Annotated in this window: 11 protein-coding genes and 1 pseudogene; 10 read left to right on the forward strand and 2 right to left on the reverse strand. The window is 74.9% G+C overall.

The window, feature by feature from the left end; all coding sequences use genetic code 11:
• Positions 1–43: 43 nt before the first annotated feature.
• Positions 44–1747, reverse strand: coding sequence for a phenylacetic acid degradation protein PaaN (gene paaN / locus CD790_RS12205; RefSeq protein ID WP_144383187.1), 1704 nt, complete (start codon positions 1745–1747; stop codon positions 44–46).
• A gap of 177 nt (positions 1748–1924) precedes the next feature.
• On the opposite strand from paaN, the gene CD790_RS12210 reads away from it, so the two are divergent.
• Both CD790_RS12210 and CD790_RS12215 read left to right on the forward strand, forming a co-directional pair.
• Positions 1925–3511: a 3-hydroxyacyl-CoA dehydrogenase gene (locus CD790_RS12210; protein WP_144383188.1), complete on the forward strand. Its 1587-nt coding sequence runs from the start codon at positions 1925–1927 to the stop codon at positions 3509–3511.
• Positions 3508–4095, forward strand: coding sequence for a TetR/AcrR family transcriptional regulator (locus tag CD790_RS12215; RefSeq protein WP_144383189.1), 588 nt, complete (start codon positions 3508–3510; stop codon positions 4093–4095). Before CD790_RS12210 ends, CD790_RS12215 begins: the two co-directional genes overlap by 4 nt.
• A 352-nt stretch (positions 4096–4447) precedes the next feature.
• Here CD790_RS12215 and CD790_RS12220 read toward each other — a convergent pair whose 3' ends face one another.
• Positions 4448–4936 carry an Lrp/AsnC family transcriptional regulator gene (locus tag CD790_RS12220; RefSeq protein ID WP_186318981.1) on the reverse strand — a complete coding sequence of 163 codons (489 nt, stop codon included), beginning with the start codon at positions 4934–4936 and terminating at the stop codon, positions 4448–4450.
• Positions 4937–5107: 171 nt separating this feature from the next.
• Here CD790_RS12220 and pdhA point away from each other — a divergent pair, with 171 nt between their 5' ends.
• From pdhA to CD790_RS34545, 8 genes and pseudogenes are all read left to right on the forward strand, one after another.
• Positions 5108–6268: a pyruvate dehydrogenase (acetyl-transferring) E1 component subunit alpha gene (pdhA, locus tag CD790_RS12225; protein WP_144383191.1), complete on the forward strand. Its 1161-nt coding sequence runs from the start codon at positions 5108–5110 to the stop codon at positions 6266–6268.
• A complete protein-coding gene (locus tag CD790_RS12230) occupies positions 6265–7314 on the forward strand; it encodes an alpha-ketoacid dehydrogenase subunit beta (protein ID WP_144383192.1) in 1050 nt (349 codons plus the stop codon). Before pdhA ends, CD790_RS12230 begins: the two co-directional genes overlap by 4 nt.
• Positions 7314–8837, forward strand: a complete 1524-nt coding sequence (locus CD790_RS12235) for a dihydrolipoamide acetyltransferase family protein (RefSeq protein ID WP_144383193.1) — start codon at positions 7314–7316, stop codon at positions 8835–8837. Before CD790_RS12230 ends, CD790_RS12235 begins: the two co-directional genes overlap by 1 nt.
• 31 nt (positions 8838–8868) lie before the next feature.
• A pseudogene (locus CD790_RS12240) lies at positions 8869–9714 on the forward strand (NTP transferase domain-containing protein); the annotation flags it as partial.
• 296 nt (positions 9715–10010) lie between these two features.
• Entirely contained in the window at positions 10011–12374 is a 2364-nt protein-coding gene (locus CD790_RS36805; RefSeq protein ID WP_260867509.1) for a molybdopterin-binding protein, read from the forward strand.
• Positions 12371–13426: a TrkA family potassium uptake protein gene (locus CD790_RS12250; protein ID WP_144383195.1), complete on the forward strand. Its 1056-nt coding sequence runs from the start codon at positions 12371–12373 to the stop codon at positions 13424–13426. The genes CD790_RS36805 and CD790_RS12250 overlap by 4 nt, the downstream gene beginning before the upstream one ends.
• 10 nt (positions 13427–13436) lie before the next feature.
• A complete protein-coding gene (locus tag CD790_RS12255; protein ID WP_144383196.1) occupies positions 13437–14420 on the forward strand; it encodes an NAD(P)H-quinone oxidoreductase in 984 nt (327 codons plus the stop codon).
• A gap of 359 nt (positions 14421–14779) precedes the next feature.
• A complete protein-coding gene (locus tag CD790_RS34545) occupies positions 14780–15571 on the forward strand; it encodes a hypothetical protein (RefSeq protein ID WP_186319003.1) in 792 nt (263 codons plus the stop codon).
• The last annotated feature ends 43 nt before the right edge of the window (positions 15572–15614 follow it).

The following is a 15614-nucleotide window of genomic DNA, read 5'->3' on the forward strand; positions in this document are numbered from 1 at the left end:
CCGGACCGGGCCTCGACGTCCCGAGGCCCGGCCACCCGGAGGTTCAGCCCTGGCGGCGGACCTCCACCATGCGGAAGCGGGTGGCGACGAACGCGCCGTCGCACAGCGTGGAGTTGGCCGAGGGGTTGCCGCCGGTGCCGTGGAAGTCGGAGAACGCGGCGGTCTGGTTCACGTACACGCCCCCTGTCAGGTTGAGGGAGAGCTGCGCCGACTCCTCCAGGCACGCCTCCTCCAGCAGGCGCTCCACCTCCGCCGAGGTGGTGTAGGCGCCGACCGTCATGGCGCCCTTCTCCCGGATCGTGTGACGCAGCAGATCGGCCGCGTCCGCCGTGGAGTCGACGGCGACGGCGAACGAGACGGGTCCGAAGCACTCCGCCAGATAGGCCGGCTCCTCGGTGCCCTCCCACCGCTTGCGCGCACCGTCCTGCTTGACGATCACCGGCGTGCGGACGGTGGCGCCGGGGAAGTCGGGGTTGGCCACGGTACGCGAGGCGAGGGCCACCTCGCCGAGGCCCGGCGCCGCGTCGAGGCGCTCGCCGACCTGGGGGTTGACGATGGCCCCCAGCAGGGCGTTGGCCCGGGCGTCGTCGCCCAGCAGCCCGCCGACGGCCGCCGCCAGGTCGGCCACGACCTCGTCATAGCTCTTGGGCCCGGCGTCGGTGGTGATCCCGTCGCGGGGGATCAGCAGGTTCTGCGGGGTGGTGCACATCTGGCCGCTGTAGAGGGAGAGGGAGAAGGCCAGGTTCCCCAGCATCCCCTTGTAGTCGTCGGTGGAGTCGATGACGACGGTGTTGACGCCGGCCTTCTCGGTGAAGACCTGCGCCTGGCGGGCGTTGGCCTCCAGCCAGTCGCCGAAGGCGGTCGAGCCCGTGTAGTCGATGATGCGGATCTCGGGGCGCACCGCGAGGGTCTTGGCGATGCCCTCGCCGGGCCGCTCGGCGACCAGGGCGACCAGGTTGGGGTCGAAGCCCGCGTCGCGCAGCGCCTCGCGCGCCACCTGGACGGTCAGCGCCAGCGGCAGCACGGCCCGCGGATGCGGCTTGACCAGCACCGCGTTCCCCGTGGCGAGGGAGGCGAAGAGGCCGGGGTAGCCGTTCCAGGTGGGGAAGGTGTTGCAGCCGATCAGGAGCGAGATGCCGCGCGGGGCGGCGATGAACGCCTTGCGCAGCTCCAGCGGGTCGCGCTTGCCCTGAGGCTTGGACCAGTCGGCGGTCTGCGGGGTGCGGGTCTGCTCGGCGAAGGCGTACGCCACCGCCTCCAGGCCGCGGTCCTGCGCGTGCGGCCCGCCCGCCTGGAAGGCCATCATGAAGGCCTGGCCGCTGGTGTGCATGACGGCGTGCGCGAACTCGTGGGTGCGGGCGCTGATCCGCGACAGGATCTCCACACAGACCGCCGCGCGCGCCTCCGGACCGGCATCCCGCCAGGCAGCCATCCCGGCCCGCATCGCCGGGAGCAACACGTCCAGGTCCGCGTGCGGATACTCCACGCCCACATCGATCCCGTACGGCGAGACCTCCCCGCCGGTCCAGCCGACCGTCCCCGGCTGGTCCAGCTCCAGGCGCTTGCCGCGCAGCGCCTCGAAGGCCGCCTGGCCGTCGGCGGCGCTCAGGCTGCCGCCCTCTCCGTACGCCTTGGGGTGCTCGGGGTGCGGCGACCAGTACGCCCGCGTGCGGATCGCGTCCAGGGCCTGGTCGAGGGTGGGGCGGTGCTTCTCGATCAACTGCGCTGTGGTGAATCCGGCGGTCACGACTGACCAACTCCTCGGTGAGCTCCATGGATCGGGGCGCGGAGGGCGCCCCGGGTGCGGTCGGTGGTGCGGAACGGTGGGCGACGGCGTGCCGACAGAGATAGATTAACCGAACGATCGGTCGGTACAAGGGGGCCTGTCGAAGCTGTGGACAACTTGTCCGAGAGGATGAGCGGCATGACTGCGAACGACCGGGAAGACACCCTGGGGATTGCGCGCACGAGCACCGTCGCCGTCGTCGGCACCGGCACCATGGGGCAGGGAATCGCCCAGGTGGCGCTGGTTGCCGGCCACACCGTGCGACTTCACGACGTGGCCCCGGGGCGGGCCGAGACGGCCGCCGGGGCGATCATGGCTCGGCTCGACCGGCTGGTCGCCAAGGGCGGGCTCTCGGCCGCCGAGCGCGACGCGGCGCGGGCCCGGCTGCACCCCGTCGCCGAGCTCTCCGGGCTGGCGGACTGCGCCCTGGTCATCGAGGCCATCCTCGAGGAACTGGGGGCCAAACAGCAGCTGTTCACCGCGCTCGAGACGGTCGTCTCCGACGACTGTCTGCTGGCCACCAACACCTCCTCGCTGTCGGTGACGGCCGTGCAGGGTGCGCTGCGGGTGCCCGGGCGCGTCGTCGGCCTGCACTTCTTCAACCCCGCTCCGCTGCTGCCGCTGGTCGAGGTGGTGAGCGGCTTCGCCACCGACGCGGCCGCCGCCGACCGCGCGTACGCCACCATGGCCGACTGGGGGAAGACGCCGGTGCGCTGCACCGACACCCCCGGCTTCATCGTCAATCGGATCGCCCGACCCTTCTACGCCGAGGCGTTCCGGGTCTACGAGGAGCGGGTCGCCGACCCGGCCACCATCGACGCCGTGCTCCGCGAGTGCGGCGGCTTCGCCATGGGCCCCTTCGAGCTCACCGACCTGATCGGCCAGGACGTGAACGAGGCGGTGACCCGGTCGGTGTGGACCTCCTTCTTCCAGGACCCGAAGTTCACGCCCTCCCTGGCGCAGCGCCGGCTGGTGGAGGCGGGGCTGCACGGCCGGAAGACGGGTCGCGGCTGGTACGACTACGCGGACGGCGCGGAACGCCCGCGGCCGCACACCGCGCCGCCCGCGGAGCCCCCGGCGTACGTCGTGGCCGAAGGCGATCTGGGGCCCGCCGCCGAGCTGGTCGCCCTGGCGCGCGAGGCGGGCATCGAGGTGCGCCAGGTCGACGAGGACCAGGGCACCCGGTTCGTGCTGCCCGGCGGGGGACAGCTGGTGCTGGCCGACGGCCAGACCTCGATGGAGTTCCGGGACGTCGTCTACTTCGACCTGGCGCTGGACTACCGCGCGGCCACCCGGATCGCCCTGTCCGCCTCCCGCGACACCACCGAGCGCACCCGCGCGGAGTCCATCGGCTTCTTCCAGGCGCTGGGCAAGCAGGTCAGCCTGGTCGGCGACACCCCCGGCATGATCGTGGCCCGTACCGTCGCGATGCTCGTGGACCTCGCCGCCGACGCCGTGGCCCGGGGCGTGGCGAGCGCCGAGGACATCGACACCGCGATGCGGGCCGGCGTGAACTACCCGCTGGGGCCGGTCGAGTGGGGGCGGCGGCTGGGCGCCGACTGGGCCCGTGACCTCCTCGACGAGCTTCATCAGCGCTACCCGACCGGTCGCTACGCCCCGTCCCTGGCGCTGTGCGAGGCGGCGTTCGCGGCCGTCGACGCGGACGACGGTGACCGCGACACGGACACCGACGACGCCGGCGCGAAGGATGTGATTTCCTCATGACCATGGCCAAGCGCGACACCTACACGCCGGATTCGCTGCTCGCGGTCGCCGTCGAGGTGTTCAACGAGCGCGGCTATGACGGCACCTCGATGGAGCACCTCTCACGCGCCGCGGGGATCTCCAAGTCCTCCATCTACCACCACGTCAAGGGCAAGGAGGAGCTGCTCCAGCGGGCGATAACCCGCGCCCTGGACGGGCTCTTCGGCATCCTCCAGGAGCCCGGCGCGGTCGAGGGCCGGGCGGTGCAGCGGCTGGAGTACGTGGCTCGGCGCACCGCGGAGGTGCTCATGGCGGAGCTGCCGTACGTCACCCTGCTGCTGCGGGTGCGCGGGAACACCGACACCGAGCGGTGGGCGATGGCGCGCCGCCGCGAGTTCGACCACGAGGTCGCCGAGCTGCTCAAGCAGGCCGCGGCCGACGGCGACCTGCGCGGTGACGTGGACGCGCGGCTGGCGACCCGACTGCTCTTCGGGATGATCAACTCGATCGTGGAGTGGTACCGGCCCGACCGCGGCGGGGTCGCCAGCAGCGAAGACGTCGCCGAGGCCGTGGTCCGCACCGCCTTCGCCGGCCTGCGCACCTGACCGCACCGGCGGCCGGCGGACCGGGCGCTTCGGCCTCGGCCTGCCCGCACCGGCGGCCGGCGGACCGGGCGCTTCGGCCTCGGCCTGCCCGCACCGGCGGCCGGCGGACCGGGCGCCTCGGCCCTGACCTGCCCGCACATGCCCTCGAAGGACCCCGCTCCCGAACAGCGCCGGGCGTACCGTACGGACCCGATCCGTACCGCACGTCCGGCGTTTGCGTGCTCGCGTGCAGGCCCGGAGCCGCACGGCTGCGCCCCGCGCCGGCGCGCCTGCGTATGGTCGACCGCCACCTCGGGCGGCCGTCCCCACTCCCCTGCCGGGCCCGAACCGTCCCAGGCCCGCCGTGCCGCCGTCAGTGCTCCGCGTCGAGGTCCGTCTCCTCGAAGACCAGCAGGGTGCGGGTGCTCAGCACTTCCGGTATGGCCTGGATGCGGGTGAGGACGAGCTCGCGCAGGGAGCGGTTGTCGGGGGTGTGGACCAGCAGCAGGACGTCGAAATCCCCGCTGACCAGTGCGATGTGCGCGGCACCCGGCAGTTCGCCGAGCTTCTCGCGGACCGTGCGCCAGGAGTTCTGCACGATCTTGAGCGTGATGTAGGCCGACGCGCCCTGCCCGGCCCGCTCCTGGTTGACGCGGGCGGTGAAGCCCCGGATCACCCCGTCGTCCAGCAGCCGGTTGATCCGCGCGTAGGCGTTGGCGCGCGAGATGTGCACATGCTCGGCGACGGAGCGTATCGAGGCGCGGCCGTCGGCCTGCAGCATTCGCAGGATGTCGCGGTCGATCGGGTCGAGGGGACGTGCCGGGGGTTTCTCACCGGAACTGGCCATCTGTTCGCCCTGCATACCGTCCCGCCTCCCCTTCATGGACGCCCTGCTTTCATCTCAGGCTGTGGAGAACCGTTTGTCCACAGGCCGCCGTCGCCTGTAGCCAAAATGTGCCATCGACCGAACAATCGGTAGGGGAGGGCCGTGAGGTCCTGCCCACTCCCCGACGATGAGGAGGTTGAGGTCGCCATGACGGTCCTTGAGCAGCCCGGTGCGTACCGGCCCACGCCCCCGCCCGCCTGGCGCCCCCGCGTCGACGCCGCGCCGCTGTTGCCCGATGCCGAGCCGTACCGCCTGCTGGGCACCTCAGCCGCCGACGACGTCTCGCCCGACCTGCTGAGCAGGCTCTACGCGGAGCTGGTGCGCGGCCGCCGGTACAACACCCAGGCCACCGCGCTCACCCGCCAGGGCCGGCTGGCCGTCTACCCCTCCTCGACCGGTCAGGAGGCGTGCCAGGTGGCCGCCGCACTGGTGCTGGAGGAGCAGGACTGGCTCTTCCCCAGCTACCGGGACACCCTGGCCGCCGTGGTGCGCGGCCTCGACCCGGTGCGGGCGCTGACGCTGCTGCGGGGCGACTGGCACACCGGCTACGACCCGCGCGAGCACCGGGTGGCCCCGCTGTGCACCCCGCTGGCCACCCAGCTGCCGCACGCCGTCGGCCTCGCGCACGCCGCGCGCCTCAAGGGCGACGACGTGGTGGCGCTCGCCCTGGTCGGCGACGGCGGCACCAGCGAGGGCGACTTCCACGAGGCGCTGAACTTCGCGGCGGTCTGGCAGGCCCCCGTCGTCTTCCTGGTGCAGAACAACGGCTTCGCCATCTCCGTGCCGCTCGCCAAGCAGACCGCCGCCCCGTCCCTGGCGCACAAGGCGGTGGGGTACGGCATGCCGGGCCGGCTGGTCGACGGCAACGACGCGGCCGCCGTGCACCAGGTGCTGGGCGAGGCCGTGCGGCGGGCCCGGGAGGGCGGCGGCCCCACCCTGGTCGAGGCCATCACCTACCGCGTCGACGCGCACACCAACGCCGACGACGCGACCCGCTACCGCTCGGAGAAGGAGCTGGAGGCGTGGCGCGGCCACGACCCCATCGACCTGATCACCGCGGAGTTGAGGAGGCGGGACCTCATCGACGACGACCGCGTCGAGGCGATACGCCAGGACGCGGAGGCGATGGCCGCGGACCTGCGCGAGCGGATGAACGGGGACCCGGTCCTCGACCCGATGGACCTGTTCGAGCACGTGTACGCGGAGAAGACCGGCCAACTGCGCGAGCAGGCGGCGCAGCTGCGCGCCGAGCTCGACGCCGAGGGCCAGGAAGACCGCGAGAACGAGGCCCAGGAGGGGACGCGATGACCGCCACGGCCGTGGAGACCGCCCGTAAGCCCGCCACCATGGCGCAGGCGCTCGGTCGCGCCATGCGCGACGCGATGGCCGCGGACCCGACCGTGCATGTCATGGGCGAGGACGTCGGCACGCTCGGCGGGGTCTTCCGGATCACCGACGGGCTCGCCAAGGAGTTCGGCGACGACCGCTGTACGGACACCCCGCTGGCCGAGGCGGGGATCCTGGGCACCGCCGTGGGCATGGCGATGTACGGGCTGCGGCCGGTGGTCGAGATGCAGTTCGACGCCTTCGCCTACCCGGCCTTCGAGCAGCTCATCAGCCATGTCGCCCGTATGCGCAACCGGACGCGCGGAGCCATGCCGCTGCCCATCACCGTCCGGGTGCCCTACGGCGGCGGCATCGGCGGCGTGGAGCACCACAGCGACTCCTCCGAGGCGTACTACATGGCCACCCCCGGCCTCCATGTGGTCACCCCGGCCACCGTCGCCGACGCCTACGGGCTGCTGCGCGCCGCCATCGCCTCCGACGACCCGGTGGTCTTCCTGGAGCCGAAGCGGCTGTACTGGTCCAAGGCCGACTGGTCGCCCGACCACCCCGAGGAGGTCGCGCCGATCGGCCGCGCGGTGGTGCGCCGCCGCGCCTCGGTGCCCGGCGGCCGCGCGGCCACGCTGGTCACCTACGGACCGTCCGTGCCCGTGTGCCTGGAGGCCGCGGAGGCGGCCCGCGCGGAGGGCTGGGACCTCGAGGTCGTCGATCTGCGCTCGCTGGTGCCCTTCGACGACGAGACGGTCTGCGCCTCGGTCCGGCGCACCGGGCGGGCGGTGATCGTGCACGAGTCCACCGGCTTCGGCGGTCCGGGAGGGGAGATCGCCGCGCGGATCACGGAGCGCTGCTTCCACCACCTGGAGGCGCCCGTGCTGCGGGTCGCGGGATTCGACATCCCGTATCCGCCGCCGATGCTGGAGCGACACCATCTGCCCGGCGTGGACCGGGTCCTGGACGCCGTGGCCCGGCTGCAGTGGGAGTCCGACTGGACCGAGGGGAGCGTGGGCTGATGCCCGTCGTGCGCGAGTTCACCCTGCCCGACCTCGGGGAGGGACTCACCGAGGCGTTGATCGTCCGCTGGCTGGTCGAGGTGGGTGACGTCGTCACCATCGACCAGCTGGTGGTCGAGGTGGAGACGGCCAAGGCGATGGTGGAGGTGCCCTGCCCGTACGGCGGGGTGGTGACCGCCCGGTTCGGTGAAGAGGGCACCGAACTGCCGGTGGGCGCTCCGCTGCTGACGGTCGCGGTGCCGACGGTCCACGGCGACGGCGCGCCGGCCGAGGGCGGCGGCGCGGAGGGCCACGGCGCCGAGGGCGGCGCGGGCGGCGCTCGGGAAGGCGGCGACGAGGGCTCGGGCAACGTCCTCGTCGGGTACGGCACGGGGGCGCCCGCCGCCCGTCGTCGGCGGATCCGGCCGACGGGTCCTGGTCGGGCGCCCGGAGCGGGGTCGCTCCTGTCGGGCGCCCCGGCCACCGGGGCCCGGGATGGCGCCGCCGCGCACGCCCGCTCCGCGCCCCGCGCGGACGCCGCCTCCGCGGCCCGCTCCGGGAGCGACACCGGCTCCGCGCGGCCGGTGGTCTCCGGCGGTTCGCCGGCTCCCGCGGCCGTCGGCGTGATGACGCGGCCGCAGAGCGTTCCGGAAGGGCCCATCCCGGTGATCTCGCCGTTGGTCCGGCGCCTGGCGCGCGAGCACGGGCTGGATCTCCGGGAGGTGCGCGGCAGCGGACCCGAGGGCCTGATCCTGCGGGCCGACGTCGAGCGGGTGGTCCGCGAGGGCCCTGCGGCCGAGCCGGTCCCGGCGGCCCGGCTCCAGGCGGCCCCCGCGGCGGTCGCGCCGGTGCCGGGCGAGGAGCGGGTGCCGCTGCGCGGTCTGCGCGGCACGGTGGCCGACAAGCTCTCCCGCAGCCGGAGCGAGATCCCCGACGCCACCTGCTGGGTGGACGCCGACGCGACCGAACTCCTCGCCGCGCGGGCGGCGATGAACGCGGCCGGCGGTGCCAAGGTGTCCCTGCTCGCGCTCCTGGCCCGGATCTGCACGGCGGCGCTGGCCCGCTACCCCGAGCTGAACGCCACCGTCGACATGGCGGCCCGGGAGATCGTCCGGCTGCCCTCGGTGCACCTCGGGTTCGCCGCGCAGACCGACCGCGGGCTGGTGGTGCCCGTCATACGGGACGCCCACACCCGGAGCGCGGAGGACCTCTCGGCGGAGATGGGGCGGCTGACGGAGGCGGCCCGGGAGGGCAGGCTCACCCCCGCGGAGCTGACGGGCGGCACCTTCACGCTCAACAACTACGGGGTCTTTGGAGTCGACGGGTCCACGCCGATCATCAACCACCCCGAGGCCGCCATGCTGGGCGTGGGGCGGATCGTGCCCAAGCCGTGGGTGCACGAGGGCGAGCTGGCGGTGCGGCAGGTGGTGCAGCTGTCGTTCACCTTCGACCACCGGGTCTGCGACGGAGGGACCGCCGGCGGGTTCCTGCGGTACGTGGCGGACTGCGTCGAGCGGCCGGTGATGCTGCTGCGGACGCTGTAGCGCCGCCGCGCGAAGCGGCCATACTCGTGGGGTGAGCGCGGGTGGATATGACGCGGTAGTGCTGGCCGGAGGCGCGGCGCGGAGGCTGGGCGGGGCCGACAAGCCCGGCCTGAGCGTGGGCGGACGGCCGTTGCTCGACCGGGTGCTGAGCGCCTGCGCGGACGCCGGGCGCACGGTCGTGGTCGGGCCGCGTCGCACCACCGGCCGGCCCGTGCGCTGGACACGCGAGGCGCCGCCCGGCGGCGGACCGCTGGCCGCGCTGGCGGCGGGGCTGGCGGAAGTCACCGCCCCGGTCGTCCTGGTCGTCTCCGCGGACCTGCCGTTCCTCACCGCCGCGACGGTACGGGCGCTTCGCGCCGGGCTCGGCCGCGACGCGGGCGGCGAGGCGGGCGGCGACGGTGTGCTGTCGACCGATGCCTCCGGTCGAGAGCAGCCGCTGGTCGCCGTCTACCGCGCCGAGGCCCTGCGCCGCGAGCTCGGACTGCTGGCGGCCGAGCACGGCACGCTCTCCGGGCTGCCACTGCGGCTGCTCACCGCGGAGCTGTCGCTCGGCCGCCTCCACCAGCCCACCGCGTCCTTCGACTGCGACACCTGGGACGACATCGGCGCCGCCCGCGCGCGTATCAGGGAGCATGGGCATGTGCTGGATGAATGGATCACCGCAGTCAAGGCCGAGCTCGGGGTCGACCTCGATGTCGACACCGCCGCGCTCCTCGACCTCGCCCGGGACGCCGCGCACGGCGTGGCGCGGCCCGCCGCCCCGCTGACCACCTTCCTGGTCGGCTACGCGGCGGCGCAGCGGGGCGGTGGCCCCGAAGCCCTCGCCGACGCGATGCGGAAGGCCACCGACCTGGCCGCGCGGTGGGCGGCGGAGGCCACCGAGTCCGCTGCCCCGGCCGGGACGCCCGCCGCCGAGTCCGGCGTCGCCGCAGGGACGTCCGCCGCCGGCGGCACGGGCCAGTCCGGTGGCGTAGGCCAGTCCGGTGGCGCGGGCCAGACGGATGGCGCGAGCCAGCCTGGCGGCACGGGCCAGTCCGGTGGCATCGGCCAGCCTGGTGGCGCGGGCCAGTCGAGTGGCACGGGCCGGTCCGGTGGATCCGGGGAGGCAGGCGGGTCCGGCCGGGCGGGTGGCAGCGCGGCGCCGGGGCAGTCCGCGGGATGACGGAGCGGGACGTGGATCGCGAGCTCGAACAGGCGCTGGCGCTCGCCAACGAGGGGCGTCGGCCCCGAGCGGAGACCGGCCCCGCGCAGGGCAAAGGCGAGCCCCGCGCGGCCCAGGGCCACAGCGAGCCCGGGGACTTCGGGGGGACGGGTGCCGCGGCTGCGGCGGGCGGCTCACGTCGCTTCTCGCCGGCGGCCGAGGACCCGTACGACGACGTTCTCGGGATGTGGAACGGCCCGAGCAGCCGGGAGCCGCAGCCACCGCGGGGCGGGGCGGGCGGGAGGCGGAGCTCCGGCCGCGACGACGATCCGTACGGCGACGTCCTGGGACTGAGCGACGGCCGCGCTCGCCGCCACGGTGACGATGACCGCGCTCACCGCGATGGTCGCGATGAGCGCGACGCCCGTGACAGCCGGGATGCCCGTGACAGCCGGGATGCCCGCGACGCCCGTGACGGTCGGGATGCCCGCGACAGCCGGGACGCGCGCGACGGGTATGGCCACTCCGCCCGGTCTCGTCACCCCGAAGGCGCCGGGCGCTCCAGCTATGGCGGCTACTCCGGCTACTCCGGCTACTCCAGTAACCCCGGTAGCTCCAGCCACTCCGGTCGCGAAGGTGGCACGGACGGCCCCGCCGGCAGCACCCGGGGCAGCCGCGACGCCCGGGACAGCCGCGACAGCCGGGACAGCCGTGACAGCCGCGACGGTCGGAGTGGGCGCCAGGGGGAGCGCCAGGGGGAGCGGCCGGGTGGCCAGGACCCGCGGACCCCTCGCGAGCGCCATGCCACCGGCGGTTCGACCGGCCCGCACGGCTCCGGCGGTGCGCACAGCCCCAACAGTCCTGGTGGCTCAGGTGGCTCAGGTGGCTCAGGTGGTTCCGGCTGGGCGGGCGAGCCCGGCCAGCACCCCAAGCCCCGGTCTGGGGCCCTGGCCTGGGCGGCCGCCCGCCGCCTCGCCTTCGACGCGGGCGGCGCCTGGGCCGCCGAGGCCGTCGGCCACGGGGACCAGCCCGGTGGCGCCGGGATGCCGGCGACCGTGAAGCGCCCCCTGGCGGAGGCCCTCGGACAGGTGCTCGCCGCCCCGCTCACCGCGCTGACCGACCTGCCCTCCTTCGACACCTCCGCCATGGACGGTTGGGCCCTGGCGGGGCCCGGGCCGTGGCGGCTGCCGGCGCCCGGCAAGGGTGAGCGGACGGCGCGGGGCATCCTCGCCGGCGATGGGCGGGCGGCGCCGCTCGCCGACGGGCACGCGGTGCGGATCGCCACCGGGGCCCCGGTGCCGCCCGGGACGACCGCCGTGCTGCGCACCGAGCACGGTGTCGTGGACGAGAGCGGGGGCGTCGGCAGTTGGCTGCGGGCCCGCCCGGCCCACCCCGTCGTCCCCGGGCAGGACATCCGGCCCCGGGGCCAGGAGTGCGTCGAGGGTGACCGGTTGCTGTCCGCCGGGACGCTGATCACGCCCGCCGTGCTCGGTCTCGCCGCGGCGGCCGGCTACGACGAGCTGGAGACCGCCCGCAAGCCGTGCGTGGAAGTGCTGGTCGTGGGAGACGAGTTGCTGACCGCCGGGCTGCCGGAGAGCGGCCGGATCCGTGACGCGCTGGGTCCGATGCTCGGCCCCTGGCTGGCGGCGCTCGGGGCGGAGGTGTTGGCCACCCGCCATGTCCCCGATGACGCCGAGGCGTTGTACGCGGCGGTGGTGGAGGCGTCCTCCGCCGACCTCGTCCTCACCACCGGCGGCACCGCCGCAGGCCCGGTCGACCACGTCCATCCGACCCTGCGCAGGCTCGGGGCGGAGCTGCTGGTCGACGGGGTCGCGGTACGCCCCGGCCACCCCATGCTGCTCGCGCGGTTGCCGCGCGGCGGAGTCGACGGAGGCGAGCCCCAGCGCGCCGGTCGCAAGCGCCGTACCGCCAAGCGCCCGGCCCCCGAACACCCCCTGCCCCACCAGTATCTGGTCGGGCTGCCCGGCAACCCGCTCGCGGCCGTCGCCGGGCTGCTGACCCTCGCCGAGCCGCTGCTCCACGGGCTCAGCGCGCGCCCGGCGCCCGGGGCGCCCGGCTCGGCGGCCCCGCTGGCCGCCGCCGTGCCCGGTCATGCGCGCGACACCCGCCTCGTCCCCGTCGCCCACCGCGGCGGAGAAGCGGTTCCGCTGCGCTTCAGCGGCCCCGCCATGCTGCGCGGCCTGGCGCTGGCCGACGGGCTCGCCGCCATCCCGCCCGGCGGGGTGGAGCGCGGGGAGGCGGTCGAGGTCCTGCGCCTGCCGTGGGCCGCCGCGAACCCGGACACCCGGCCCCCCGGGGCCGCCGACGGCTGGTCGCCCGCGCCACCCGGACTCCGCGGCGGCCGACCCACCACCCCGCCCCGGAGCACCCCGTGAAGCTGCCCGCGCACGACTCCGCCGCCCGCGAGCCCGAGGACCGCGGACTCCGGGTCCAGCTGCCGCACCTCGTGGTGGGCAGCCCGCTGCGGCAGGTCGGCCGCCGGGTGCTGCTGGCGCTGCTGGTGCTGGTCGCCACGGTGGCCATCGTCTACGTGGACCGCGAGGGGTACCACGACAACGCCGACGGCAGGGTCGACTTCCTCGACTCGGTCTACTACTCCACCGTCACCCTGTCGACGACCGGGTACGGCGACATCGTCCCGCACAGCGACAGCGCGCGGCTGACCAACATCCTGCTGGTCACCCCGCTCCGCGTGCTCTTCCTGATCATCCTGGTCGGTACCACCCTCGAGGTGCTCACCGAGCGCACCCGCGAGCAGTACCGCCTCAACCGCTGGAGGTCGGCCTTGCGCGACCACACCGTCGTCGTCGGCTTCGGCACCAAGGGCCGTTCCGCCGTGCAGACCCTGCGCGCGACCGGCCTGCCGAAGGACCGGGTGGTGGTCGTGGACCCCAATCCCAAGGTGATCGAGGCGGCCAACTCCGAGGGCTTCGTGGGCGTCGTGGGCGACGCCACCCGCAGCGACGTGCTGCTCCGCGCGGAGGCGCAGCGGGCCCGGCAGTTCGTCATCGCCACCCAGCGGGACGACACCGCCGTGCTGGTCACGCTCACCGCGCGGCAGCTCAACAAGGGCGCCAACATCGTGGCCGCCGTCCGGGAGGAGGAGAACGCCCCGCTGCTCCGCCAGTCCGGCGCAGACGCCGTGATCACGAGCGCCAGCGCGGCCGGCCGGCTGCTGGGCATGAGCGTGCAGAGCCCCAGCGCGGGCGCGGTGATCGAGGACCTGATCCAGCAGGGCACCGGCCTGGACCTGGTGGAGCGCACGGTCGTCAAGGCGGAGGTGGGCAGGTCGGTCCGGGAGACGGACGACCTGGTGGTCTCCGTGCTGCGCGGCCACCGGCTGCTCGGCTACGACGATCCGGAGGCGAGCCCGCTGCAGGCCACCGACCGCCTGATCACCATCGTCCGGGCGCGGCCCCCGGAGTAGCCTCGCGGCCATGCATGCGATCACCATTCCCGAACCCGGTGGCCCCGAGGCCCTCGTGTGGGCGGAGGTCCCGGACCCCGTGCCCGGCGAGGGCGAAGTCCTGGTCGAGGTCGTGGCCAGTGCCGTCAACCGCGCCGATCTGCTGCAACGCCGGGGCCACTACCCACCGCCGCCCGGCGCCTCCCCGTACCCGGGCCTGGAGTGCTCCGGCCGGATCGCGGCGCTCGGCCCCGGGGTCTCCGGCTGGTCCGTCGGCGACGAGGTGTGCGCGCTGCTGGCGGGAGGCGGCTACGCGGAGAAGGTCGCCGTGCCGGCGGGCCAGTTGCTGCCCGTGCCGGACGGCGTCGACCTGGTCACGGCGGCGGCGCTGCCCGAAGTCGTCTGCACCGTCTGGTCGAACGTCTTCATGATCGCCCATCTCCGGCCCGGTGAGACGCTGTTGGTGCACGGCGGCGCCAGCGGCATCGGCACCATGGCCATCCAGCTGGCGAAGGCGATCGGGGCGCGGGTCGCGGTCACCGCCGGCGGCCCGGAGAAGCTGGCCGCCTGCCGCGAGTTGGGCGCGGACATCCTGATCGACTACCGCGCGCAGGACTTCGTGGAGGAGGTGCGCGGGGCCACCGACGGTGCCGGCGCCGATGTCATCCTCGACATCATGGGCGCGAAGTACCTCGACCGGAACGTCTCCGCGCTCGCGGTCAACGGCCGGCTCGTGATCATCGGCCTCCAGGGCGGCACCCGCGCGGAGCTCAACCTGGGCGCGCTGCTCGCCAAGAACTGCGCCGTGACCGGCACCGGGCTGCGGCGGCGCCCGCTGTCGGAGAAGGCGGCGATCGTGGCGGCCGTGCGGGAGCACGTCTGGCCGCTGATCGGCGGCGGCCGGGTGCGGCCGATCGTGCATGGGACGTTCCCACTGCGGGACGCGGGCGCGGCGCAGGCGGTGCTGGAGGAGAGCGGGCACGTGGGGAAGGTGCTGCTGACCGCTGACCGCTGACCGCTGACCGCTGACCGCTGACCGGCGACCGGCGACCGACGACCGACGGCTGACGGCCGGCGACTGACGGCCGACTGCTGACGGCCGGCGACTGACGGCCGACTGCTGACAGCCGACGACTGACGACCGACGACGCGACGACCGGCCCCGCCGACGGCGTCGACGGTTCGACCGGCTTGCCGACGGTTGGCCGGGCGGGTTCGACCGGGCTCGCCGACGGTTGGCCGGGCGGGTTCGCTCGGGCTCGCCGACGGTTCGACCGGGCCGCCCACCAACGGACCGCCTGAGGTGCCGTATCCCTCCCCTCATGTGACGCTGAATCCGTCACTCGACGGCGCCAGCACGGGAGGGATACGGCCGTGGCTACCGCGCTTGGTTCACGACTGGCGGTCCCTCTGCTGACCGCGGTATGCGCGCTGAGCGGGCCCGCGGCGCTGGCGCACGAGGACCCCCGGGACCACGCGGGCATAGCCGTCGACGACGGCCGTGGCGCGAGCGACCGGACGCCCCCCGGGGAGGACCCGGCGACCCCCGAGAACGGTGCGGCGGCGCCCGCGGACGAGGAAGCCGCGCTCGACGTCTGGCCCGCCCCGGAGCCGGGGTGGGCGCCCCCGGCCGGGAAGGCCGCGACGACGCGCCCCCACGCCCCCGCCGAGACCCAGGCGCCGGGCGGCGTACCTCCGGCGGCCGGCGCCGCCCCACAGGACCCGGCACCCGCACCCGCTCCCACACCCGCACCCGCACCCGGCCCGGCTTCCCCTTCCGGCCTGGTTTCCGCTTCCGCCGGCGCCTCCCCCGCCGCCACCGCCGCGGCGCCCCCCTCGACCACGGTTCCGCCGACGCCCGGCCCCAGCGAGCGGCCCCCGCTCGTCACCCGCGACGCGCAGCGGCCCCGCCCCCGGCAGCCCGGACAGCTGATCGTGCCGGCCTGGACCTCGCCGGCCCCGACCTCGTATCCGGCCCCGCCGCCGTATGTCTCCGGGACCGGCGGGACCGCGGAGCCGCCGGACGGAGCGGCGACCGGGTGGGACGGCAGGGCACAGCAGGCGGTGCACTCGGGGCGGGTGACGCGGGTGCTGCCGCTGGGGACCGGACTGGCCCTCACCGGCCTCGGCCTGGCCTTTCTGGGCCTCCGCCTCCGGCGTTCCTGAATGCCTCACCTCTCCTCCCCGCCCGTCCCCCCGATATTCCGTT

It is taken from the genome of Streptomyces sp. SAJ15 (genome assembly GCF_007595705.1).
Lineage (GTDB): Bacteria > Actinomycetota > Actinomycetes > Streptomycetales > Streptomycetaceae > Streptomyces.